Source organism: Actinophytocola gossypii (genome assembly GCF_025165815.1).
In the GTDB taxonomy this organism is placed as follows: Bacteria; Actinomycetota; Actinomycetes; order Mycobacteriales; family Pseudonocardiaceae; genus Actinophytocola; species Actinophytocola gossypii.
The window spans coordinates 339,113-363,963 of sequence record NZ_JAFFZE010000012.1 but is presented as its reverse complement, the minus strand read 5'-3'; the positions used below and the strand labels follow the sequence as shown (position 1 = coordinate 363,963).

The following is a 24,851-nucleotide window of genomic DNA, read 5'->3' as shown; positions in this document are numbered from 1 at the left end:
AATCGAAATGTACTGGGCTATTCGCTGGAAGACCCCCGACGGTGCCGGGTCGAGGATCTCGGCGACCAGCTCGCGGACGCGGCGGTCGGTGTCGTCGCGGATGGGGCTTACGGCGTCGACTCGGCCGCGGCGGGGTTGACCTTCTCGGTGGTTCGGAGCCGGCGGAGCGGACGGCGATCCGGCCGAGCGCGTCGTGCCGCAGCAGGGCGGCGGCCATCCGCGACCGTCCGGTTCGACTCGGAACTGGCGTGCTTCGATGATGCTCGGTCCAGCTGGACGGCCGGTGACGTCCCGCGTGACGAACGCCAGGAAGTCGAACGAACCGACTGTCATATCATGCTGGTGTGATCTCAGTACGCGCTGATATGTCCGAGGCCGACCTGTTCCGGGTGCTGGCCGACCCCCTGCGCGAGCGGATCGTGCGACTACTCGCCCGCGAGGCCCTGTGCACCTGCCACCTCGTCGAGGAGACCGGCGCGACCCAGACCAACGTGTCCAACCACTTGCGGCACCTGCGCGCCGCCCGCCTGGTCACCACCGAACCGCACGGTCGCTACACCTACTACCGGCTACGGCCCGACGTGCTGCGCGAACTCGCCGCCACCCTGACCGCCCTCGCCGACACCGCCGAGGAGAACACCGGCTCGCGGAGGCCGTGCCCGTGAGCCAGACCGACCAGACCGCCGCCCAGGAGACCGGCGACGTCGACGTCCTGCACCGGCTGTCCTTCCTGGACCGCTTCCTGCCCGTCTGGATCATCGCCGCGATGGCCGCCGGGCTGCTGGTCGGCACCGTCGTGCCCGGCCTGCAGGACGTGCTCGACGCGGTGAAGATCGGCCAGGTCTCACTGCCGATCGCGCTCGGCCTGCTGCTGATGATGTACCCCGTGCTGGCAAAGGTCCGCTACGACCGGCTCGACACCGTCACCCGCGACCGCCGCACCATGGCCCTGTCCCTGGTCCTGAACTGGGTCGTCGGCCCGGCGCTGATGTTCGCGCTCGCCTGGCTCATGCTCCCCGACCTGCCCGAGTACCGCACCGGGCTGATCATCGTCGGCCTCGCCCGCTGCATCGCCATGGTGATCATCTGGAACGACCTCGCCCGCGGCGACCGCGAGGCCGCCGCCGTGCTGGTGGCGCTGAACTCGGTGTTCCAGGTGGTCATGTTCGGCGTGCTCGGCTGGTTCTACCTCGACCTACTGCCCGGCTGGCTCGGCCTGGAGTCGGAGTCGGTGCCGTTCTCCCCATGGGAGATCGCACTCAACGTGGTGATCTTCCTCGGCATCCCGCTCGCCGCCGGTTACCTCTCTCGTCGCCTGGGTGAGCGCGCTCGCGGCCGCACCTGGTACGAGGAGCGGTTCCTGCCGCGCGTCGGTCCGATCGCCCTGTACGGGCTGCTGTTCACCATCATCGTGCTGTTCGCCCTGCAGGGCGAGACGATCACCTCCCAGCCGCTGGACGTCGCCCGGATCGCGCTGCCGCTGCTCGTGTACTTCGCGGTCATGTGGGCGGGTTCCTACGCCCTCGGCCGCGCGGCCGGGCTGAGCTACCCGCGCACCACCACCCTCGCGTTCACCGCCGCCGGCAACAACTTCGAACTCGCCATCGCCGTCGCCATCGGCGTCTTCGGCGTCACCTCCGGCCAAGCCCTCGCCGGCGTCGTCGGCCCCCTCATCGAAGTCCCCGTCCTGGTCGCGCTGGTCTACGTCAGCCTGCGGCTCCGCCGACGCTGGACCAACCAGGAGGCTCACCGCGACTGAGCCGGGTGCACGAACGGGCTCGGTGGTCGACCGTGAACCGTCCACTCGGCGGCCGGGACAGAGGACGGGCCGGTGATCGCGAAGGCGATCGCCAGGTCCGTAACTGCCTGAGCGATTGTCGACCGACGAGGACGGGCGCCCGTTCACTGATCCTGGGATGTGTTTCTCGCGGCGGTGGAGTTCGGCGGGACAGCTATTCGACGGGGATCTGGAAGGCGAGCAAGCCAAGGCCGAGACGGTCGATGACGCGGGGGCCGGAGTGACGGTGGGCCACATACGCCACGGTGGCGTCGGCGGGGACCGGGCGGTCGAGGGTCAGTACCAGGCCGCGACCGCGTTGCCAGCGGACCGACTCGACGACGGTGCCCGGCACGCGGAAGTCCGCCGCCGCGCCGGTTTCCACGGTCAGTGGAGTCCTGGGGGAGTGGAGTTTCACCACCAGCTGGTTCGGGTTGTCGTCGGTCCGGTGAACCGTGCGGGGGTTGGGCGGCGCCAGCTTCGCAGCGCCGGGGCGATACAGGTCGTCCAGGAGCAGGGCGGCGTTCTGTTCGCCGAGGGTCCGGTAGCCGTCGACGTAGTCGAAGTGGCAGCCGTCGTGGCCGTTGAGGCCGGTTGTCGACTGGAGGCGCAGGTTGTCGATGGTGTCCGGCAGCCGTCGTTGGGCGTCTCGCAGGGTCACCGGGTCCGACTCCAGGCAGGGGGAGCTGCGGACCTGGTGGACGTAGACCGGCAAGGTGGCTCCGTAGTCCTTACGCCAGTCCGCCACCAGCTCGGTGAACCCGGCGACGTGCACCGCTGTCCGGTCGCGGTCGGCCTCGCCCTGGTACCACAGCATGACGTCGATGGCGCCCGGACCGGCCAGGCCCGCACGGGTGAGGCGGTTCAGCAGCATCCCGTAGCTGGTCGTGCCGTCGGTGGGGTCGTCGTCGTCACGGGCGAAGTAGCTGATCGGCTGGCCGCCGCGGGCACCGTTGACGATGGCGATCGGGACGCGGAGCCTGGCGGACATCAGCTGCCCCATCCGGACCGCCCACTGGCCGACCGCCGCGACGCGCTGGACGTTGTCGCCCGTGGCGTAGGTCCAGCCGTCGATGGCGGCGGCCAGTTCGGGGCGGTTGTTGTTGGACGTGCCGAACGTACGCACCCACCGGGACCGATCGGCCTCCGACGACGTCGCGTTCGGCTGCTTGCCGGCCTGCGCGTTCGACTGGCCCTGCACCACGATGACATCACCCGCGACGACGTCGACCGCCCGGCCGATCCGGTGGCGCCCGCCGTCGGCGGTGCGCGCGACGAGCTCCAGGTCGGTCGAGGTCAGTGCGACCGGCAGCGTGACGGTGAAGGCGAACCGTGGTCGCGCCGGTGACACGGCCGCCCGCCGGACCGTCTGCCTGCCGTCGCGGGTGGTACGCAGCTCGACCGCGGTGACGGCCGGATCGGTCGCGGCCCCGGTGACCGGCACCCGCACGGTGCTGGCGGTGCGGCCGGGCCGGGGGACCACCTGCCGCGACCGCGGGGCGGTGTCCACCCGGACCAGCGACGGCCGGGCGTAGAAGGCGAGCCGCCGGCCGGTGTAGTCGCCCGCGTTCTTCGCGGCGGTCCAGTCGGGGCTTCCGCCCTGACTCGCGCCGATACCGACGTCCATCGTCTGCGGGGCCGGGGTGGTGAACCCGTTGACGGCCAGGACCGGGGTCGCGGACGGCGCTGCCGCCGCCCGGGGGCCACGGGCGTCCCGGGCGTCGGCGAACGCGTGCACCTGGAACGAGCCGTACCCGTTCGCCCACAGGACCGCGTCGTCGGCGTCGTGGACGGTCTCGGACGCACCCGGGATCTGCCCGGAACCCGTTGCGTTGGACTTGTTCGGCCACATCTCGACCCACCCGGAGCCGCCGTCGGTCTCCGTCACGCCCGGCACGTTGGAGGCCACCGTCAGGTCGTCCACGAACCGGTGCCGCGACCGCTCCATCCTGGTCGGCAGGCCCAGGTCGTCGACGTCGGCGCCCAGCGCCTCCATCGACGTCCACACCCAGCTCGTGCCTTCGTCCGTGGTGAGCTCCAGGCAGTAGCCGAACCGGTCGGCGCCGTCGTCGAGGCCGGTGGTGTCCTCGAACGTGTACGGCGGCGTCTCGTCCAGCCAGTTCGCGGCGGTGGGCAGATCGAGTACCCGCACCAGGCGGTAACCCTCGGCCTCGGCGGCGCAGGACGTCGACGGGACCGGTTCCGCACCGGCGGCACCGGGGGCGGCGGAAACGGTCGCCGCGGCGAACACCAGCGCGGCGCAACCGCCGACGAGGCGGGTGGGCGTCATGGGCTCTCCCTCACAGGTCAGTTCGGCGGGTCCTCGGCGAGCTTGGACTCGATGCCGACGTAGTGGTCCTGGATCGCGGCGCGCGCCTGGTCCGGGTCACCGGTGAGGATCGCGTCGAGGATGGTGGCGTGGCCGTGATAGGCGTCCATCGGCGTGCGGCCGCCGCGCGCCGGCGGAGCCGCCGCGTGGAACGCCAGCCAGAACAGGTCGAACAGCCGCAGCAGCATCGTGTTGCCGAGGTCGCGGAACAGCAGCTGGTGGAACATCCGGTCCTGCTCGGCGAAGCTCTCGCCCCGCTCCGCGAGGTCGCGCATCGCCGCCAGGGTCTCCCGCAGAGCGGTGACGCTCTCCGGGGTCATCGCCCGGATCGCGTCGGTGATGAGCGCGGTCTCGAGGGTCTTGCGTAACGCGGCCAGCTCGCGCAGTGCCCGCTTGTCCTGCATGAGGCCGTACGGGAGGTGGTCGAGCAGCGGGTCGAACGAGAAGTCGCGGACGTAGACGCCGCTGCCGCGCCGCGTCTCGAGGACGCCGGTGGACTCCAGTGCCTTGACCGCCTCGCGGATCGAGTTGCGACTGACGCCGAACACTCTGGCCAGTTCGGACTCCGGCCTGAGCGGATCGCCGGGGCGCAGCCCTTCCTTGAGGATGTGGTTCCTGATCTCGTGCTGCACGAGCTGGTGTAGGGGAGCCCGGTCGGCCAGCCGCCGGAACTCCTGGTCGCCCTGCTGAGTCGCCACCTTTTCGATCAACCTCCTGTTCGGTGCTGGCTTGTAGGATATCTTACGAATCTTGACACCCGCTTCACAGGACCCTTACGGTGCGAAACCTGTAGGACATCTTGCAGCACTTGCAGGTTGACGCCAAGGAGGTCGTCGGTTGTCTGGAGTCGTCAACGACGTGACCCGGACCGCCCACAGCGGCGCCACACCCGTCGTCCCGGTGCTGAGCCTGCGTGACCTGGTCGTCGAGTTCGGCACGCCCTTGGGCGTGGTGCGCGCGGTCGACGGGATGACCTACGACGTAGTCGGGGGCGAGACGCTCGGCGTGGTGGGGGAGACCGGGTCCGGCAAGAGCGTGTCCGTGCTCGCCGCGCTGGGTCTGCTCAGCTCCCCGAACCTGCGCCGGGTGACCGGGCAAGCCGTGCTCGGCGACGTCGACCTGCTCGCCCTGCCCCAACCGGAGCTGCGTCGGCGGCTCGGCCGGGACGTGGCCGTGATCTTCCAGGACGCGATCTCCGCGCTGAACCCGGTACAGCGGGTCGGCCAGCAGATCGCCGAGGCGCTGCGGGTGCACGACCGCGCGCTGTCGGCCGCCGCGGCGCGGGCCCGGGTCGTGGAACTGCTCGGCATGGTCGGCGTTCCCCATCCGGCGACGCGCTACGACCAGTACCCCCACCAGTTCTCCGGTGGCATGTGCCAGCGCGTGATGATCGCGATGGCGATCGCCAACCGCCCGAAGGTGCTGATCGCGGACGAGCCGACGACCGCGCTGGACGTCAGCGTGCAGGCGCAGATCCTCGACCTGCTGCGGGTGGCGCGGCAGGAGACCGGCGCGGGCGTCGTGCTGATCACCCACGACCTCGGGGTGGTCGCGGAGACCGCCGACCGGGTCGGCGTGACCTACGGCGGCCGGATCGTGGAGTCGGGCGACGTCACCCAGATCTTCACCCGGCCACGACACCCCTACACCGCGGCACTGCTCGGCGCGCTGCCCCGGCTCGACTCGGCGTCCCACCGCCTGCTCCCGATCCCGGGACAGCCGCCCGACCCGAGCGAACCGCCACCGGGGTGCGCCTTCGCGCCGCGGTGCCCGATCTCCCGCGGCCGCACCGTGTGCACCGAGGTACGGCCGGAACCAGTTGCCACCGGCGGTGGCGCGAGCGCCTGCCACTTCCCTGACGAGGCCGCGAGCCTGCTGGCCGCCAAGCCGGACGACGACAGCGAACCGGACAGCGAACCGGCCGTCGAACCGCGGGACGAACCGGCCGACGCCGTGCTCGACGTCCGGGACGCCGTGGCGCGCTTTCCGGTGCGTTCCGGGGTCTTCGCCCGCGCGTCCGCGTGGGTGCACGCCGTGGACGGGGTGTCGCTGCGGGTCCCGGCCGGGCGGACCCTGGGCCTCGTCGGCGAGTCCGGGTGCGGCAAGACCACGCTCGCGCGGCTCGTGCTGCGCCTCGTCGAGCCGACCGCCGGCAAGATCCTGGTCGACGGCGACGATGTCGGCAGGGCGGGCCGGTCCCAGCTGCGGCGGATCCGGCGGCGCGCGCAGATGGTGTTCCAGGACCCGTACGCCTCGCTGAACCCCCGGCTGTCCGTCGGGGACAACGTCGCGGAACCGTTGCGGCTGCAGGGCGTTCCCCAGGGGCAGCGCCGGAGCCAGGTCGCCGAGCTGTTCACCAGGGTGGGGTTGCGGACCGAGCACGCGGACCGCCTGCCGGCCGAGTTCTCCGGCGGCCAGCGCCAGCGGGTCGCGATCGCGCGGGCGCTGGCCTCGCGGCCTGGGCTGCTGATTCTCGACGAACCGGTGTCCGCGTTGGACGTGTCGGTGCAGGCACAGGTGTTGAACCTGCTCGCCGACCTGCAGCGGGAGACCGCGATGGCGTACCTGTTCGTCAGCCACGACCTGGCGGTGATCCGGCAGGTCGCGGACGAGGTCGCCGTGATGTACCTGGGCCGGATCGTCGAGTCGGGTTCGGTGCGGCGGGTGTACGAGGACCCGCGTCATCCGTACACGCGGGCGTTGCTTGCCTCGGTTCCGGTGCCGGATCCCGTCGGTCGCGCCGGCCGGCAGCGGGTGCCGCTCGGCGGTGACGTTCCCAGCCCGGTGAACCCGCCATCCGGTTGCCGCTTCCGGACCCGGTGCCCGATCGCGACCGACCTGTGTGCCGAGGAGGAACCACCGTTGCGGCTCGTCGCGGGCGGCCACACCGCGTGTCACTTCGCCGAGCGGACCGCCGGCCAGGTACTGGAGGCACGCTCATGACCACGGCCACCTCACCCCGGCGGCGGCTCGCGCCGCTGCGCCGGTTCACCCGGTCCCGGTCGGCCGTCGTCGGCGCCGTGGGGTTGCTGGTGCTGGTCGTCCTCGCGGTGTTCGCGCCGCTGATCGCCCCGTTCGACCCGACCGCGCAGGACGGCGAACCGCTGCTCGGCCCGTCCGGGGCGAACCTGCTCGGCACCGACCAGCTCGGCCGCGACATCCTGTCCCGGCTGATCCACGGCGCGCGCGCCTCGCTCATCGCAGCCGGCGGCGCCGCCATGGTCGGTGCGGGCATCGGGGTTCCACTGGGGCTGCTCGCCGGCTACCTGGGGCGGTGGGTCGACGCGATCGCGATGCGACTGGTCGACCTGCTGCTCGCGGTGCCGGGGATCCTCCTCGCGCTGGTCATGATCGTGGTGCTCGGCCCCGGCCGGCTCAACCTGGTCCTCGCGATCGGGATCGGCGCGGTGCCGGAGTTCGCCCGGCTCACCCGGGTCGCCACGCTCGGCATCCGGGACCGCGACTTCGTGCTGGCCGCCAGGGGGATGGGCGCGAGCACGGCGGACACGATGGTGCGGACCGTGCTGCCGAACGTGCTGGGTCCGATCGTCATCCAGTTCGTCATCACCGCGTCGATGGCGGTCGTGGTCGAGGCCGGCCTGACCTTCCTCGGCCTCGGCACCCCGCCGCCGGCGCCGTCCTGGGGCGGGATGCTGCAGGACGCCCGTTCGTACCTCTACCAGAGCCCTAGCTACGGGCTGTTCCCCGGACTCTGCCTGGTCCTCACCGTGTTCTGCCTCGACCGGATCGGGCGCGGTCTGCAGCTCGCGGTGAGCGGCGGCGGCCAGCACCCGGCGACACGCGTCAGCATCGGAGGTGCGGTCTAGATGTACGGACACCTGGTTCGCCGCCTGCTGCAGTTCGCGGTCGTGCTGCTGCTCGGCTCGGTCGCGGTGTGGGGCTTCACGTTCGCACTGCCCGGCGATCCCGCGACGGTGCTACTCGGCCCGAACGCGACAGCGGCCGAGCTGGCCGCGACCCGCGCCCGGCTCGGCCTGGACGAGTCCTTCGCCGGGCAGTACCTGTCGTGGGTCGGCCACGCGGTCACCGGCGACCTCGGCGCCTCGTACTACTCGGGGCGGCCGGTCGTCAGTGAGCTGCTCGACCGGATCCCGGCGACGGTGCAGCTGGCCGGGGTCGCGATGTTCCTGACCCTGGTCATCGCGGTGCCGGTCGGCATCACGGTGGCGCTGCGGCCGTACTCGGTGGCCGGCCGGGTGCTGCAGGGCTACCTCACCGCCGGCCTGGCGGTGCCGACGTTCTGGCTGGGGCTGCTGCTGATCATAGTGCTCGCCGTGCAGCTGCGGTGGCTGCCCGCCTCCAGCGACTACGTGCCGCTCTGGGAGGACCCAGGTGGCGCGCTGACCGCCACGATCCTGCCCGCGGTCGCCATCGCCGTGCACACCTCCAGCGTCACCGCCCGGTTCCTCGCCACGTCACTCGGCGAGGTCATGGGCAAGGACTACATCCGCACCGCCCGCGCCAAGGGCGTGCCGGAACGGGACGTGATCCGCCGCCACGCGCTGCGGAACGCGTCGCTGCCGACGGTCACCATCGTCGGCCTCCAACTCGGCACCTTCCTCGGCGGCACCGTCGTCATCGAGGCCGTCTTCAACTACCCCGGACTCGGTCGCCTGCTCTACACCGCGATCGGCGAACGCGACTACGCCCTCGTACAGGGCGGCGTGCTGTTCGTCGTCGCCACCTTCCTACTGCTGAACCTGCTGGTGGACGTGTTCTACGCCGTCCTCGACCCCCGCATCCGGCTCACCTGACCCCACCCGTCCAACCCCCAGAGGGCATCACCATGACCATGTCACCGATCCAGTCCCGCATTCTCGCCCGTCGAACGTTCCTGCGGACCGGGTTGCTCGCGGCCGGCGCGCTCACCGCTGCCCCGCTGCTCGCCGCCTGCGGTTCCGGCAGCGGCACGGGCGGGGGCGCCACGGCCGGCAAGATCACGCTCGGCACGACGAAGATCATGCAGTTCGACCCGTACCTCACCAACACCGACATCCACATCCACGCCTTCTACACCTACCTCGTCGACTACCCGTCCGACGGCACCTACGAGCCCACTCCCGCCGGCGCCGAGAAGTGGGAGTTCGCCCCCGACCGGGGGTCGATCACCATCACCCTGCGGGAGGCGACGTTCCACTCCGGGGCACCGGTGACCGCCGCCGACGTCGTCGCCGGGGTGAAGCGCGCGCAGGACCCGGACGCCGCGTTCACCCTCGCCCAGCCGACCGCGTTCGTCGCCTCGGCCACCGCCGTCGACACGCGCACCGTGCGGCTGGACTTCAAGCGGCCAACCCCCGAGCCGCTCGTGCTCGACTGGATGTTCGCCTTCCCACTGATCCCGGCGGCCAGCAACATCCCGGCGAAGCTGGAACGCGAGCCCGCCGGCTCCGGACCGTTCCGGCTCGAGGAGTACCGGCGTGACCAGCGTCTGGTGATGCGGAAGAACCCCGACTACTACGAGGCGGACAAGCCGTTCCTCGACGAGGTGGAGTACCGGTTCTACACCGACGAGGACGCGCTGGTCGCCGCGTTCGAGTCGGGTTCGGTCGACGGCGCCGCGTACATCGGGTTCCGGCACGCGGACCGGCTGCGGGACCGGTTCACCCTGGTCGAGGGCAGCGGCCGGATGTCGATCTTCTTCATGAACGCCACCATCCCGCCCTTCGACAACAAGCTCCTGCGGCAGGCGGTGGCGCGGGCGATCGACCGGGACCGCATCCTCAAGCAGGTCAACTTCGGCATCGGCGACCCGGTGTACACGGCGTTCATGCCGTCCTCGCCCGCGTTCGACCCGGCCTACCTCGACTCGCACGGGTTCGACCTGGACGCGGCCGGGGCGCTGCTGGAGCAGTCGGGCGGCGCCCGCAAGGCGGTCGCGGGCGTGGTCTCGGGGACCCCGGACGTCTCGACGCTGGAGATCATCCAGGCCGACCTGAAGAAGATCGGGTTCGAACTGGAGATCGCCCCGCAGGAGGAGGCGTCGTACCTCGACGCGCTGTTCGCCAGCAAGCTGGAGTGCTGCGCCGCGGCGCAACCGAACAACCTGCAGAGCCCGTCGCTGATCGCCCGTGGCCGGCAGATGCTGACCACTGAGGAGAACACCACGTTCCGCGACAAGGTGCCGCCCGCGTACGTCGACGCCGTCGCCGCCGCCGCTTCCGCCGTCACGCCCGAGGCGCGAAAGACCGCCTACGCCGCGCTGAACGACGTTCTCGTCGACGAGGCGTGGGCGATCGGCATCAGCACGACGCCCTCGCTGTTCGCGCTCGTCGAGCGCGTCACCGGCCTGGTGACCGACCCACGCGACTTCGTCGACCTCACCGAGACCAAGGGCTAGAGAGGGAACCGCATGACTGGCTTGCGTTACTCCGGTGGACCGAACATGGCACTGCTCACCGCCGTGTTCACCCCGTTCGCCGAGACCGGTGAGCTCGACCTGGACACCGTCGCGAAGCAGGCGGACGACCTGGTCGCGTGGGGTTCGGTGGCGGCGTACGTCGGGGGCACCGCCGGCGAGGGCGCCTCACTGTCCACAGCGGAGCGCAAGGCACTGGTCGAGCGGTGGTGCGAGGTCGCCGAGGGCCGGCTGGACGTCATCGTCCATGTGGGACACACCAGCCTCACCGAGGCGCGCGCGCTCGCCGCGCACGCCAAGTCGACCGGGGCGAAGGCGATCTCCGCGGTCGCGCCCTACTTCCACCGGCCGGAGACCGTTGACGCGCTGGTCGACGCCTGCGCGGCCATCGCCGACGCCGCACCGGGTCTCCCGTTCACCTACTACCACATCCCGTCGATGACCGGCGTCCACCTGCGGGCCAGCGATGTGCTGCTGGCCGCCAGGGAGAAGATCCCGACGTTCGCCGGGGTCAAGTTCGCCCACAACGACATGGTCGACCTGCAACGGTGTCTGCACCTCGCTGGCGAGGACCACGAGGTCTTCGTCGGCGTGGCCAAGCTGGTGCTCGCCGCGTGGCAGTGGGGTGCGCGGGCGGCGATCGGCTCCGTGTACAACTTCGCCGGCCCGCTGTTCCGGCAGCTGCTCGACAACGCCGTCCGCGGTGAGCTGGACAGCGCGCGGGAGGAGCAACTGCTGGCGCAGCGGGTCATCGACACGGCCGCGCGGTACGGCGGGGAGCTGGCCGGCTTCAAGGCGCTTGGCTCCCTGTCCGGGGTCGACTGTGGACGGTGCCGTCCGCCGCTGGTGTCACCCGGGCCGGAGCAGGTGGCGGCGTTGCGCGCCGAGGTGACCGAGCTCGGGTTCCTCGGCCGGGTCCGCTGATGGCGACGAACGTACTGGTCATCCAGGCCGACCAGTTCCGGGCCGACTGTCTCGGCATCGCCGGGAACCCCGACGTGCGTACCCCACACCTGGACCGGCTCGCGGGCGACGGCGTGCACTACCGCGACGCGTACGCCCCGTTCCCGGTGTGCACCCCGTCCCGGTACTCGCTGCTGTCCGGTCTGCACGTCCGCCAGCACGGCGGCTGGACGAACCACTGCACGCTCGCCCCCGGCATCCCGACCTTCCCGAGGGCGCTGCGCGAGGCCGGGTACCGGACGGCCGCGGTCGGCAAGATGCACTTCACGCCCACCTACCTCGACGTCGGCTACGACGAGATGGCCCTGGCCGAGCAGCACGGGCCCGGCCGGTACGACGACGACTACCACCGCGAGCTGGCCGCGGCCGGGCTGGCGCCGGTGACCGACCTGCTCGACCAGGATCACGAGCTGCGCGTGCGGGCTCCCCAGTCCTATTGGGACTCCTACGGCACCGGCCGGTCGAACCTGCCGGAACAGTGGCACTCCAGCACCTGGATCGGCGAACGGGCGCGCCGGGCGCTAGCGGACTGGTCCGACGACGGCAGCCACCTGCTGCACGTGTCGTTCATCAAGCCACACCACCCGTTCGACCCACCCGCGGGTTGGGACGACCGCTACGACCCGACCGAGCTGACCCCGCTGCCCGGCTGGACGGACACGATTCCGGCCGCGGACCAGCGGCACCGGCGGGAGTACTTCGACTTCGAGCCGCTGGACCTGCCTCGGCTGCGGCGGGTGATGGCGCACTACTACGCGACCATCACGCACCTGGACCACGAGGTCGGCCGCATGCTCGACCTGCTGCGGGAGCGCGGGCTCTACGACGACACCCTGATCTTCTTCACCGCCGACCACGGTGAGTACCTCGGCTTCCACCACCTGCTGCTCAAGGACGGGCCGATGTACGACCCGCTCGTGAAGGTGCCGCTGCTGGTCAAGTTCCCCGGGCGGCAGCGAGCGGGCGAGACCTCGGACCAGCTGGTCTCGCTGATCGACCTCGCACCCACGGTCCTGTCCACCTGCGGCGTGACACCGGCGGCACCACTGCCGGGAAAGGACCTGACCGACCCGGCGGCCGGGCACGACTGCGTCTTCGCCGAGGACCGCAGGCGCGGCGTCGCGGGGATGGCCCGCACCGACGCGTACAAGCTGCTGTGGTCGGACGTCGCGGGAGAGGCGCTGTTCGACCTGGGCGCCGACCCGCACGAGCTCACGAACGTCGCCGACGACCCGGCGCACGGCGACACCCTGCGGCGGATGCGTGAGGCCGCCGCGCGGTGGGCGCTGCACGACGCGACACCACCGACCTACCTGGACCCCGACGCCCCGCGCCGTCCCTCGGTCACCGGCGGCGGGGCCGACCGGCGGGAACAGTTCGCCGACGCGGTGGCCGAGCACCTCGACGGCTCCTGCACACCGGCGGCGCACCCGCCGATGAACACCGTCCTCCCGTCCGGCCACTGAGAAGGAGCGCACCATGCCCACTCGTCGTTCCATCCGATATCGCGCCGTCCTGGCCGCCGCCGTGGTGACCGCGACGGCGGCGGCACTCGCGCCGGTCCAGCACGCGGCCGCCACCGACACCGCCACGGTGGACCCGTTCCGCGACACGACCACCGTCCTGTTCTCCAGCCCGAACGTGCCGTCCGGGTGCTACCGCATCCCGTCGGTCACCCGGGCCGTGGACGGGACGCTGCTGGCGTTCGCCGAGCACCGGTTCCACACCTGCGCCGACAAGTCCAACATCGAGACGGTCGTCCGCCGGCTCCCGCCCGGCGCCACCGAATGGCTGCCGCCGGAGACTGTGGTACGCGGCGAGCCCGGTGCTCCGGAGGCGCCCGCGACGCGCGGCAACCCCGGCCCGGTGGTGTACCGGAAGCTGCCGGGCGCGCCGAGTACCGACGCACCGCACGGCCGGATCGTGCTGCTGGGCACGCACAACCCGGTGAACCCGGAAACGCCGGGGAGCAACCACCGGAACGCGCCGCGCACCCCGTACGTGGTGCACAGCGACGACAACGGGGCGACCTGGAGCCAGCCGACCACCCTGTCCCACCTTGACGATCCGGCCTGGGGTCACTACGCGACCGGGCCGGTGCACGCCATCCAGCTCACCCGGGGCGCGCACGCCGGCCGGATCATCGCGGGGATCAACTACGGACACGGCACGGCCCACGGGGCCATGCTCGTCTACAGCGACGATGCCGGCGTCACCTGGCACCGGGGTGCCAGGGCGGAGTATCCCGCGGAGCGCCGGTTGGTCCCGCAGGAGCACAGCCTGGTGGAGCTGGCCAACGGCGACGTCATGGTCTGGACCAGACAGAACTGGTCCCGCGGCACCCCCGAGGAGGAGGCCGACCCGAACGTCCGGCCGCACCGGGCGATCGCGATCAGCAAGGACGGCGGCGCGACCTACCACCGCGACTTCACGCTGGTGCCGGGATTCGAGGCGCCGCCCATCCAGTCGTCGGCGCTGCGGCTGCGCGCCACCGACGAGGGCGACGCGTACAACCGGATCCTCACGATGGCGCCCTCGGTGAACGTGGAGCCGAGGATCCGGCCGACGATCCGCTCGTCCTTCGACGAAGGGCTCAGCTGGCAGTCGGTCGACACCCCGCTGGACTCCAGCGACGAGGGCAACCAGGTGTACGGCACCAACGACCGCGACGTCTCCGTCGAGGAATGCGCCTGCTGGGGCGGCTACTCCGACATGGTGGAGCTGCCGGGCGGGAACGTCGGCCTGCTCTACGAACGCGGAACCACCGACTACCGTTCGGAGATCGCGTTCGTCCGGCTGAGCGCCCGCGACCTGAACACCCCGTCCAGGACCCACGACCTGCGCGGCCGGACCGCACTGGCCTTCGACGGCGTCAGCACCACCCGGGGCCGGTTCGGCCGAGGGCTGAGCTTCGACGGACAGCAGGGCCGGGTGCAGCTGCCCTACCGGACCACCCCGGTACTGGGCACCGGCGACTTCACCGTGTCCACCTGGATCAGGTACGACGACACCAGCCGGGACCAGGCACTCTTCTGGGCGTACGGCATGAACGGCGCACCCCAGGTGTGGCTGCGGGCCGAACCCGGCCGTGACCGGCTCCGGGGCACGGTGACCACCGAGACCGGCTCGACGACGGTCACCTCAGCCGACGCGTACGCCGACGGCGGGTGGCACCACGTCGTGCTGCGCCGGCAGGGCGGCAGGGTTTCGCTGCTCGTCGACGGCGTCGCGGTCGGCACGGCGTCCGGTGCGGCGGGAGCCGTCCGGTCCAGCGATCCCACGCCCGTCTACATCGGACAGCGGCTGGACGGGGCGAACCGGTTCCACGGCGCCATGGACGAGTTCCGGGTGTACGACCGCGCCCTGTCCGGCGTCGAGTTGACGTGGTTGCGGTTCGGCAACCTGGGCGGCAAACGTGGCCTCACGGCACACCTGCCGATGAACGCCGTCCTCCCACCGAGCGCCTGAGCGGGGGCGCGCGATGTTCTCCGGACGCCGCCCTTCGCCGGCCGTGGGTGCCGTTCTGGTGATGTTGCTCGGTGGTGGCCTGGTCGCCGCCGGCCCGACAGCCGCGACGCCGGTGAGCGCGGGGCCAGCCCCGGCGTTCACCGCCGCGACCTTCGCCGACCCACCACCGACCGTGCGGCCGAAGTACCGCTGGTGGATGCCGATGGCCTTCACCGACGACGAGCAGCTCCGCTCGGAGCTCGCCGACATGAAGGCCATCGGTGCCGGTGGCGCGGAGGTCCAGACGACCACCGCCGCCGGCCCACGGGCGTTCGACCCCGACTTCCTCGCCGAGTACGGCTGGGGATCACCGGCGTGGGCGCGGAAAATCGAGACGATGGCCGAGCGCGCGGACGAGCTCGACCTGGCCCTGGACTTCACCATCAGTCCACGGTGGCCGGCCATCGTGCCGACGGTGACCGACGTCAACGATCCACGGGCGTCCCAACAGCTGGTGTTCTCACACGCGTTCGTCAGGGGCGGCACGACCTACGACGGTGCCCTGCCGACGAACTACCGCCCCCGACACCCGAACGGCGCGAAGCGCACGCTGGTCGCCGCGCTGCTCGCCCGCTGCGCGGACCCGGCGTGCGCCAGCCAGCGCGGCGAACCCCTGATGCTCCACCGCGACAGCGTGCGCGACCTCACCGGCGAGGTCGGTGACGACGCCACGCTCCGCGTCGACGTGCCGGGCGGCGCGGGCGACACCTACGTGCTGACCGGCTTCTTCCAGACCGGTGACGGTCAGCGCCGCAACAACTTCACCACCACCAAGCCGAACTACTTCCTCGACCACCTCAGCGAACAGGGGGTCCGGGCGACGACCGAGTTCTACGACTCGGCGATCCTCACCCCGTCGGTGCGCGAGGCACTCGACGGCGTCGGCCGGGTCGACCTCTTCGAGGACTCACTCGAACTCGGCGAGTCACAGAAGTGGACGTGGGACTTCGCCGAGGAATGGGAGCGTCGGCGGGGGTACTCGCCGGTCTCCGTGCTTCCCGCGCTCGCGGACGGGGGAAGCTCCGGCTTCACCGGCGCGCCGTTCTTCGACTTCACCGACGGCAGCGGTCCGCGCATTCGGACCGACTACCGGCAGACCTGGAACGACCTGTACCTCGGCGCGCGGCTCGATCCGTTGCGCCAGTGGGCGAACGACCGCGGTATGGCGCTGCGCGGCCAGCCCTACGGCGGACCCATCGACACACCGGAGGCCGCCACCCACGTCGACGTGCCCGAGGGCGAGTCCCTGGTGTTCCACGACAGCATCGAGCCGTACCGTCTGGTGTCGGTCGGCGCGCACCTGAACGGCACCCCGGTGGTGTCCAGCGAGTGTTGCGCGGCACGGGAGAGCGTGTGGGCCACGACCGCGGGCGGCGCGCAGCGGCCGGGCAACCTGCGCTCGGTGTACCGCGGCTACGCGGGTGGCGTGACGCAGGTGGTGTGGCACGGCTACCCGTACCTGACGAAGGGGGAGGGGTCGTCCGACCAGACGGTGTGGCCGGGCATGTCCTACGGCGGCAACAACTCGTTCTCCGAGGGGTGGGGCGCCAAGGGCGGTCCGAACTGGGCGGACTACCGGGCGATCAACGACCACCTGGCCCGGCTGCAGCTGGTGCTCCGGCAGGGCACGCCGACCTTCGACGTGGCCGTGTACCTGCAGGACTTGGGCCTGCGTTCACCCGCGACGCGGCTCACCGGTCCGGACGCCCTGCTGGAGAGCGACTCGCCGCTGGCCGAGCGCGGCTACACCCATGAGTACCTCAGTCCGGCGCACCTCCGGCTGCCGTCGGCCCGGGTGTCGGACGGGCGGCTGTTCCCGGAAGCCGGGGCGTACCAGGCGATCGTCCTCGCGGACCAGACGACGATGGCGGTGGACACCGCACGCCGGTTGCTCGACCTGACCCGGGACGGGCTGCCGGTCGTCTTCGTCGGCGACCTGCCCTCGGCGACCCCCGGCTTCCACGATCCGGCCGCGCGGGACGCCGAACTGCGTCGGGTGATCGCCCGGCTGGTCACGCGGCCCACCGTGCACCGGGTCGCCGACCTCGCAGCCGTCCCGGACCTGCTCGCCCGGCTCGGCGTCACGCCCGCCGCCGCGCACGCGACCGACTCCGCGGACGTGCTGAGCGTCCGCCGCAGCGACGAGGCCACCGACTACTACTACCTGTTCAACCAGCGGTCGTGGGCTACCGAGCAGCGGCTGACCCTCACCGGTGACGGCCGGCCGTACGAGCTGGACACGTGGACCGGCGAGATCACCCCGCTCACCGACTACCGGCGTACGGCGCGCGGCGTGGTCGTCGACGTCGCGCTCGAACCCGCGGACATGAAGGTCATCGCGTTGTCCATTCGCCGGGACGACACCTTCCGCCCGGCGCCAAGGACCGGACACGGCCCGACCGTCGGGCGCAACCACGGCCTCGGCCCGGTGCCGCTCGACGACTGGACGCTCCAGGTGGAGAGCTGGAGCCGGGGCGAGTCGGGGCTGCCGGGCGACACCGCCAGGACCCGGCTTCCGGCGACGCCACTGACCGCCGGTGACCGCGGCGCGCTGCCGCCGTGGTCGGCGATCACCCCGGAGAAGGGGTACGACGTCGATCTCGGCGACGTGTCCGGGATCGGGACGTATCGGTCGACGTTCGCCCTCGACGGCGCGTGGCGAGATGTGCGGACCGCGCACCTCGACCTGGGCGCCGTCGTCGACACCGCGACCGTCACCGTGAACGGGACCAGGATCCCGGCGATCGATCCGCAGGACCTCCGGCACGTCGACGTGGGCGACTACCTCCGGCCGGGCGAGAACACCCTGGAGGTACGCGTCTCGTCGACCCTGCTCAACGCGGTTCGGGTGGCACCGGGCACGGGCGCGGCCGACCGGGATCGCATGGCCTACGGTCTGCTCGGTCCCGTGCGCCTGACACCGGTCGCCGCCCGGCAACCGACCCTGACCGTCGAGCCGCTCGAGCGGGAACTGCCGCTGGCCGAGGGTGGCGTCAACCGGTCACGAGTCCGGATCGCCAACCACTCGCCACGACCGGTGCGGGTGTGGGTCGACGCGGTGTCCGGCCACGGCATCCAGGCGGTGCCGGACCGGCGGAACCTGCGCGTTCCCGGCCGGTCGTCGGTGACGACCGCCGTGCGCCTGAGCGGCGGGAACGGAACGGGGACGTCCACGCTTGAGATCGACGTGGCGGCGTCCAACGGCGCGCGCGGGCAGGCCCACGTGACGCTGCGGCATTCGGGCGACCTGGCGCTCAACCCGACCGGCAGCCCGTACCCACGGGTCTGGGCGTCGAGCCACCAGTATCAGCATCCGCCGTCGTTCCTCACCGACGGGCAGGCGTCGTCGTACTGGGTGTCGAGCGGCCAGACGCCCGGCGAGGCGCCCACCACCGAGCGGCCGGAGATCATCGGCGTGGACTTCGGGCAGCCCACGGTCGTGCGCGCGGTGAGCACGAGCGGACGGGGAAACTGGGCACCGAGGACGTACGATGTGCAGGCCTCCAGGGACGGCAAGCGGTGGACGACCGTGGGGTCCGAAGTGGACGCTCCGAGCGCCGGCCACGTCACGGCGGTCACGCCGGTCAGGGCGCGCTATGTGCGGCTGCGCGTCACGCGGGGCTGGTATCCCAGCCTGCCAGGTCACAACATCCAGCTGGCCGAGTTCGCCGTCCACGCGAACCCGGTCACCGAGCCCGGAGGCCGACGATGACCAGAACGCCGGCCATCCGCGCGCGGTCGCCCACTACTCGTAGGTCGTTGCGGCCCGCATCGCGTCCCGAACGACCGCCCAACCGTGTAGCCGGCACAGTCGTCCAGCCAGCCGGCAACGCCCGCACCGTCGTCGGGACCCGCGTGCGGGTCGGCCAAGCCGTGCTCGAAAGGAGCACCCGGGCGCGCCGTCACTCCTGCCAGAACGCCTGGCGGGCGACCGGGCCGTTCACCGTCCGGCGGTACTGGCCCGGCGATTGGCCGGTGTGCTTCTTGAAGGCGACGCTCATGTACTCCGAGTGGCTGAAGTTAAGCCGGTCCGCGATCTGCTGCAGGGTCCAGTCCGTCGAGGAGAGCAGCTCGGCGACGTGTCCCATTCGGACCCTGATGATCTCGCCGTGCACCGTTCGGCCGAGGGTCGCGACGAACCGGTGGTCCAGTGCGCGCCGAGAGAGGCCGACGTGCCGTAGCACGGCGCTCACGGCGACGTTCTGGTCCGACCGGGCCCGGATGAACCGCAGCGCCTCGGAGACGAGCGGATCGTCCACGGCGAGGATGTCGGACGACTGCCGGGCGGCGATCCGGGTGGGCTCGATGAGCCGGAGGCCGGGCTCGAGGGCGTGGCCCTGCATCATCAGATCGAGCAGATGTGCCGCCAGGTACCCGGTCGCGGTCGTGTTGGGTTCGATGCTCGACAGCGGCGGTGTCGTGAGGTTGCCGATCAGCTCGTCGTTGTCGACGCCGATGACCGCGACGGCGTCGGGCACCGCGAGCCCGGCGATCTTGCAGGCCTCCAGGACCTCCTGCCCGGCGATGTCGTAGCAGGCGAGGACTCCGACCGGCTTCGGTAGCCCGGTGAGCCAGGCCGCGAGACGCTCGCGGTCGGCCGCGAGCATGCCCGACGGCTTCATCCGGAACTCGTGTGGTGTCGCGCCGCGCTGGCGGACGTAGCCGGCGAACCACTCGCTCCGCTTCACCGACCAGGCGAACCGCTCGTCGCCGCAGAAGGCGAAGTTGCGCAGGCCTCGCTCGGCGAAGTGCCCGACTGCCCAGCGGGCGATCGTGCCGTCGTCGGTCTCCGCCCCGGGCAGCTCCGGCACGAGCCGGGCCGCGCTCAGGTCGACGGTCGGCAGGCCGAGCCGCCGGATGAACCTGGCGGTCTCCTCGGTCTCGATCCGGGCCAGCACTCCGTCGCCGTGCCAGCCCTCGAGCCACGAGAAGTCGGTCTCGTGCCTGCTGTGCTCGGCGAGGTAGAGCGACCAGTGCGGATGCTCCTCGACGTACTTCTTCACCCCGACGAGCAGTCCGCGCGCGTAGGCGTTCGAGGTCTCGACCAACAGACCGACGTGTCGCGTCTCCTCGACGGGCATGTAAAAAATCTAAGCCCTGATGCTGGATTGCGCATGGTTCGCGTCGGCGTGTCCTCCGTAACCTTCACGACACAGGAGGTCAACGATGACGCAGCCAGTACGGATGGCCATCGCAGGACTCGGTTTCGGGTCGGAGTTCGTGCCGATCTACCAAGCCCATCCGGACGCCGAGCTCGTAGCCGTGTGCCAACGGACCGAGGCCTCGCTCCACGAGACAGCCGACCGGTTCGGCGTTCCGCGCCGTTACACGGACTTCGCCGCGATGGTCGAGGACCCGGACATCGACGCGGTGCACATCAACACCCCGATTCCGGATCACGCGCACCACACCGTCACCGCGCTTCGAGCGGGCAAGCACGTCGCCTGCACGGTGCCGATGGCCACGACGCTCGAGGAATGCCGGTCGATCGTCTCGGCCGTGCGGGAATCGGGCAAGAACTACATGATGATGGAGACTGTCGTCTACTCCCGCGAGTTCCTGCACGTCGCGGATCTCCTCGCGAACGGGACGCTTGGCCGGATCCAGTTCCTGCGCGGGGCGCACCACCAGGAGATGGCCGGGTGGCCCGGATACTGGGAGGGCCTTCCGCCGATGCACTACGCCACCCATGCCGTGAGTCCGGTGCTGTCACTGGCCGGTGCGCTGGCGGAGAGCGTGGTGTGCCTCGGCTCGGGACGCATCTCCCCGGAACTCGCCGCGAAGTACGGGTCGCCGTTCGCGGTGGAGACCGCGCTGATCACCTTGCGGGATTCGCCGATCGGGGCGGAGATCGCTCGGTCGCTCTTCGAGACCGCCCGCGAGTACGTGGAGAGCTTCACCGTGTTCGGGGAACTGGCGACATTCGAATGGGAACAGACGCAGGGATCGGGCCACGTCCTGCACGTCGGCGAAATTCCCAAGCCCGTCGACATCCCGGACTTCGCTCACCGGCTGCCACCGGAGGTCGCGCCGTTCACCACCCACGGCGTCTACGACGCCGAGAACGAGCACCTCTCGTTCATCCAGGGCGGTGGGCACGGCGGATCACACCCGCACCTGGCACACGAGTTCGTCCGCAGCATCGTCGAGGGCCGGGCGCCCGCGATCGACGAGGTCACGGCGGCGAACTGGACCTCCGTCGGCATCTGCGCCCACGAGTCGGCAATGGACGGTGGGCGTCGGGTGACGATCCCGGACTACACCACCTGACGGACGCGCGGCCGACGGCCCGTGCGGCGCGCCGCACGGGCATCACCGAGTCACAGGTCGTCCGACGACCATGCGCCGATCGGCGCCGAACTTGTGGGAGGTAGCGATGACGCCTGCCCCGAGCAGGCTGGCGCCGCTGCGCCGGCCCCCCGTCTGGGTCGCCACCGTGGTCGCGGTGGCCGTCGCCGCCTGGGTGCTGTTCCTCGCCGACGGCACCCCCGCCGGCGCGGCCGTCGACGACCCCGGCAGGTTCCTGGTGACGGTCCTGGACGGCATCACCTTCGCCGGCCTGCTGTTCGTCGCGGCGTCCGGCTTCACGCTGATCTTCGGCCTGATGCGCACGGTGAACATGGCCCACGGGTCCCTGTTCCTGCTGGCCGCCTACGTCGCGATCCGGGTGCAGGAGGCGATGGTCGGCCGGTCCCGCAACCTCGACCCGGCCGACGTGGGCGTGCTCGACTGGCTGGTCCCGCTGCTGGCGGGCGCTGGTGTCGCGGCCGTGCTCGGTCTGCTGATCCAGCAGGTGTTCCTGCAGTGGAACGAGGGCCAGGAGATGCGGCAGACCCTGCTGACCCTGGCCATCACCGTCGTGCTGGCGGACCAGATGTTGCGTGAGTTCGGCGGGCTGGCGCAGCGGATGGTCTGGCCGGGCGGCGTGACCCACTTCTTCTCCGTCCTGGGCGAGCGCTACGCGGTCACCAGGATCTTCATGCTCGCCATCGCCGTGCTCGTCGGCGTCCTGCTGTGGCTCTGGCTGAACCGGACGAGCGTGGGCATGGTCATCCGGGCCGGCGTGGACGACCGCCAGATGGTGCGCGGCCTCGGCATCAACATCCGCCGGGTGTTCGCCCTCACCTTCCTCGTCGGCTCGTTCCTGGCCGGGGTCGGCGGGGTCCTCGGCGCGTCGTTCGCCGGTGCGGCACCGGGGACGGACGGCAACTGGCTGCTCAACGCGCTCGTCGTCGTGATCATCGGCGGACTCGGCTCGCTCAAGGGCGCCGCCGCCGGTTCGCTGTTGTACGGCACGGTGGTCGCCTTCTCGCCCGCCTATCTGCCCGCTCAGTACTCCTACTACGCGATCATCATGACGTTCGGTCTCCTGGCGCTCGTGCTGGCCGTCCGTCCAAACGGGCTGTTCGGGAGGCCGGCATGAAGCTGCGCGAACACCTGACCGGGGAGACGCTCGCCCTCGCCGGCCTGGTGCTGGTCCTGGCCCTGCTGCCGAGCCTGGCCACGGCGTTCTTCGTCAACTTCGTCATGACCCAGACCCTGATCCTGGGGCTGGCCGCGGCGACCATCGTGTTCCTGGCCAAGTACGGCGGCATGACCTCGCTGGCGCAACTCCTGATGTTCGGGATCGCGGGCTTCATGTTCGGCAACGCGGCCCTCGACGGTGGCGCGCGCGGCCTGAACCTCGGCTGGCATCCGTGGGCGGCCGTGGGGTTCGCGATCCTCGTCACGACGCTGGTCGCGTTCGTGCTCGGTGCGGTCGCTAGCCGGACCACGGGCATCTACTTCCTGATGCTCACCCTGGTCTACGGCGTCGTCGGCTACTTCGTGTTCGCCCAGATCGTCGAGATCTCCGGTCCTGGCGGCATCACGAGCATCCAGCGGCCGGAACTGCTCGGACCGCCGGTGCGGCTGTACTACGCGGGCCTGCTCCTGTCGGTGCTGGCCTACGCCGGGTTCCGGATGCTCGGGCGAACGGCGTTCGGGCTGGCGCTGCAGGGCGTCCGCGACGATCCGGTCCGGATGGCGTCACTGGGGTTCAACGTGCCGCTGCACCGCGCGCTGGCCTTCACCCTGGCCGGGTTCGTGGCCGGTCTGGCCGGCCTGCTGAACGTGTGGTGGAACGGCCAGATCGATCCCGCTTCGATCTCGATCGGCCCGACGCTGATCCTGCTGATCATCGCCGTGATCGGCGGCATGTCCTCGCTGGCGGGCGCCTGGCTCGGCGCGTTCGTCTACGTCCTGGTGCTCACCTACCTGCGCGACCTGCCGCTGGTCGACCGGATCGGCATCACCGAGGCCCGGTTCAACACCGTCATCGGGGTCATCGTGCTGGTGATCATGGTCCTCTCCCCGGAGGGCCTGACGGGGATCGTCCAGCGGCTGCGCGGCACGACTCGGAAGGAACTCGGAGGTATACGGCCATGAGCGGACCGAAGTTACGAAAGGCGTTGGTGTTACTGGTGTCGGCGGGCCTGGCGCTGGTGACCGGGTGCGCCGGTGACGGGGACGACTCGGCGGGTCTGCCCGCCGACCAGCAGAACTCGGTGGCCGGCGGATCCGGCTCCGGTGACGGGATCCGGCTGGGCATCCTCGGTCAGTGCGAGGGCCCGTTCGGCGGCTTCCACGAGGACGTGGTCGCGGGCACCACGCTGGCCCTGGCGCGGTTCGCCGGTGCGACCCCCGAATCCTCGACCAGCGCGCTGGAGGGGTTCAGCGGTGCGGAGGTCGCGGGGACCCCGATCGAGCTGGTCGGCATCGGCTGCGGCGACGACACCGCCGACCGCGTCGTGCAGGAGGTGCGCCGGTTGGTCGAGCAGTTGGGCGCCAACGTGATCATCGGCCCGCTCTCCGGGGACGAGGGAATCGCGATCGCCGAGTACGCGAAGTCGAACCCCGAGCTCACCGTGCTGGCCGGCATCTCCGGATCGCAGGAGCAGACGCTGCAGGTCCAGGCGCCCAACTACTTCCGCTTCTACGGCGACGGCGCGATCTGGAACGCCGGACTCGGCGACCTGCTGCACAACGAGGAGGGCTGGGACACGGTCGCGGTCATCGCCGACGACTACAGCTTCGGCCACACGTCGGCGGCCGGCTTCATCGCGGACTTCTGCGGCGTGGGGGGCAAGGTCACCCATCGCGTGTTCCCGCCGCTCGGCACCACCGACTACTCCTCCTACATCGCTGCGCTGCCGGGCCCGGACGAGGTCGACGGGTACTTCTGGGCCGTCGGCGGGACCGGCACCCAGGCCGCGCTCGAGGCCTTCGTCAACGGGCAGGGCGACCTCTCCGGTGACCAGCACGCCGGCAACCTGTTCTTCAACCCCGACCTGGCCCAGGCGCTCGGGACCGACATCGCCGGCGCGTACGTGGGTGGCTTCGCCACACTGCCCGCCGACGTCCGGACCCCGGAGATCGAGGAGTACCTGGCCGCCGCGGACGAGACCTGGGAGTCCATCCCCGGCTCACTGAGCGGCAACGAGCCGGCGCCGCCGTCCGTCGCCGCCGCGTTCGGCTTCTTCTACGGGTACTACACGGCCGGCGTGGCGCTGGTCGAAGGGCTGGAAGCGGTGGGCGGCGACGTCTCCGACCTCGACGCCTTCCACGAGGCGATCGCGGGTCTCACCCTCGACCTGCCCTACGGCGAGATCAGCCTGGACGAGAACCGCAGCGGCATCGTCGACGTCGGCCTGTCGCGCCTGGCGCTCGACGACTCCGGGAACGTCGTCCAGGAGACCGTGGCCATCGTCCCCGGCGTCGACCAGACCTTCGGCGGCACGTTCAGCCCCGACACCCCCTCGCCCGGCCGGGACTTCCCGGCCTGCGAGGAGCGTGAGCTGCCGTGGGAGGGCAACGCCATTCCCGTCGTCGACGGCGTCCCGCAGAGCTAGGAGGGCCAG

The 24,851-nt window shown here is 71.2% G+C and carries 17 protein-coding genes; 14 read left to right on the top strand and 3 right to left on the bottom strand.

What is annotated here, in order from left to right:
• Positions 1 to 344: 344 nt before the first annotated feature.
• Together JT362_RS15525 and arsB are read left to right on the top strand one after the other, a co-directional pair.
• Complete coding sequence (locus JT362_RS15525) at positions 345 to 665, top strand: ArsR/SmtB family transcription factor (protein WP_311202713.1); 321 nt, start codon at positions 345 to 347, stop codon at positions 663 to 665.
• Complete coding sequence (gene arsB / locus JT362_RS15520; RefSeq protein WP_311202712.1) at positions 662 to 1,759, top strand: ACR3 family arsenite efflux transporter; 1,098 nt, start codon at positions 662 to 664, stop codon at positions 1,757 to 1,759. Before JT362_RS15525 ends, arsB begins: the two co-directional genes overlap by 4 nt.
• Positions 1,760 to 1,952: 193 nt before the next feature.
• Here the strand turns inward: arsB and JT362_RS15515 are convergent, their stop codons facing one another.
• Complete coding sequence (locus JT362_RS15515) at positions 1,953 to 4,067, bottom strand: sialate O-acetylesterase (protein ID WP_260191909.1); 2,115 nt, start codon at positions 4,065 to 4,067, stop codon at positions 1,953 to 1,955.
• 17 nt (positions 4,068 to 4,084) lie between these two features.
• Positions 4,085 to 4,804: a FadR/GntR family transcriptional regulator gene (locus tag JT362_RS15510; protein ID WP_260191908.1), complete on the bottom strand. Its 720-nt coding sequence runs from the start codon at positions 4,802 to 4,804 to the stop codon at positions 4,085 to 4,087.
• A gap of 139 nt (positions 4,805 to 4,943) precedes the next feature.
• Between JT362_RS15510 and JT362_RS15505 the strand changes: the two genes are divergently transcribed.
• The 8 genes from JT362_RS15505 to JT362_RS15470 all read left to right on the top strand — a co-directional run bounded on the left by JT362_RS15505 (position 4,944) and on the right by JT362_RS15470 (position 18,664).
• Positions 4,944 to 7,049, top strand: coding sequence for a dipeptide ABC transporter ATP-binding protein (locus JT362_RS15505; protein WP_260191907.1), 2,106 nt, complete (start codon positions 4,944 to 4,946; stop codon positions 7,047 to 7,049).
• Positions 7,046 to 7,933, top strand: a complete 888-nt coding sequence (locus tag JT362_RS15500; RefSeq protein ID WP_260191906.1) for an ABC transporter permease — start codon at positions 7,046 to 7,048, stop codon at positions 7,931 to 7,933. Before JT362_RS15505 ends, JT362_RS15500 begins: the two co-directional genes overlap by 4 nt.
• Positions 7,934 to 8,881: an ABC transporter permease gene (locus JT362_RS15495; RefSeq protein ID WP_260191905.1), complete on the top strand. Its 948-nt coding sequence runs from the start codon at positions 7,934 to 7,936 to the stop codon at positions 8,879 to 8,881. It abuts the gene before it with no gap.
• A 32-nt stretch (positions 8,882 to 8,913) separates the two neighbouring features.
• Positions 8,914 to 10,464, top strand: coding sequence for an ABC transporter substrate-binding protein (locus JT362_RS15490; RefSeq protein ID WP_260191904.1), 1,551 nt, complete (start codon positions 8,914 to 8,916; stop codon positions 10,462 to 10,464).
• A 12-nt stretch (positions 10,465 to 10,476) separates the two neighbouring features.
• Positions 10,477 to 11,406, top strand: a complete 930-nt coding sequence (locus tag JT362_RS15485; RefSeq protein WP_260191903.1) for a dihydrodipicolinate synthase family protein — start codon at positions 10,477 to 10,479, stop codon at positions 11,404 to 11,406.
• Entirely contained in the window at positions 11,406 to 12,911 is a 1,506-nt protein-coding gene (locus tag JT362_RS15480; RefSeq protein WP_260191902.1) for a sulfatase-like hydrolase/transferase, read from the top strand. Before JT362_RS15485 ends, JT362_RS15480 begins: the two co-directional genes overlap by 1 nt.
• Before the next feature lie 13 nt (positions 12,912 to 12,924).
• On the top strand, positions 12,925 to 14,913 hold the full coding sequence (locus JT362_RS15475; RefSeq protein ID WP_260191901.1) for a sialidase family protein: 1,989 nt from the start codon (positions 12,925 to 12,927) through the stop codon (positions 14,911 to 14,913).
• A 61-nt stretch (positions 14,914 to 14,974) separates the two neighbouring features.
• On the top strand, positions 14,975 to 18,664 hold the full coding sequence (locus JT362_RS15470; RefSeq protein ID WP_260191900.1) for a glycosyl hydrolase: 3,690 nt from the start codon (positions 14,975 to 14,977) through the stop codon (positions 18,662 to 18,664).
• 190 nt (positions 18,665 to 18,854) lie between these two features.
• Here the strand turns inward: JT362_RS15470 and JT362_RS15465 are convergent, their stop codons facing one another.
• Entirely contained in the window at positions 18,855 to 20,033 is a 1,179-nt protein-coding gene (locus tag JT362_RS15465) for a XylR family transcriptional regulator (protein WP_260191899.1), read from the bottom strand.
• A gap of 85 nt (positions 20,034 to 20,118) precedes the next feature.
• Between JT362_RS15465 and JT362_RS15460 the strand changes: the two genes are divergently transcribed.
• From JT362_RS15460 to JT362_RS15445, 4 genes are all read left to right on the top strand, one after another.
• Positions 20,119 to 21,222 carry a Gfo/Idh/MocA family protein gene (locus JT362_RS15460; RefSeq protein WP_260191898.1) on the top strand — a complete coding sequence of 368 codons (1,104 nt, stop codon included), beginning with the start codon at positions 20,119 to 20,121 and terminating at the stop codon, positions 21,220 to 21,222.
• Between the two features lie 106 nt (positions 21,223 to 21,328).
• Entirely contained in the window at positions 21,329 to 22,375 is a 1,047-nt protein-coding gene (locus JT362_RS15455) for a branched-chain amino acid ABC transporter permease (RefSeq protein WP_260191897.1), read from the top strand.
• Positions 22,372 to 23,379 (top strand): branched-chain amino acid ABC transporter permease, encoded by a 1,008-nt coding sequence (locus tag JT362_RS15450; protein WP_260191896.1) that lies wholly within the window; start codon positions 22,372 to 22,374, stop codon positions 23,377 to 23,379. Before JT362_RS15455 ends, JT362_RS15450 begins: the two co-directional genes overlap by 4 nt.
• Complete coding sequence (locus JT362_RS15445; protein WP_260191895.1) at positions 23,376 to 24,842, top strand: ABC transporter substrate-binding protein; 1,467 nt, start codon at positions 23,376 to 23,378, stop codon at positions 24,840 to 24,842. The genes JT362_RS15450 and JT362_RS15445 overlap by 4 nt, the downstream gene beginning before the upstream one ends.
• Positions 24,843 to 24,851: the final 9 nt, after the last annotated feature.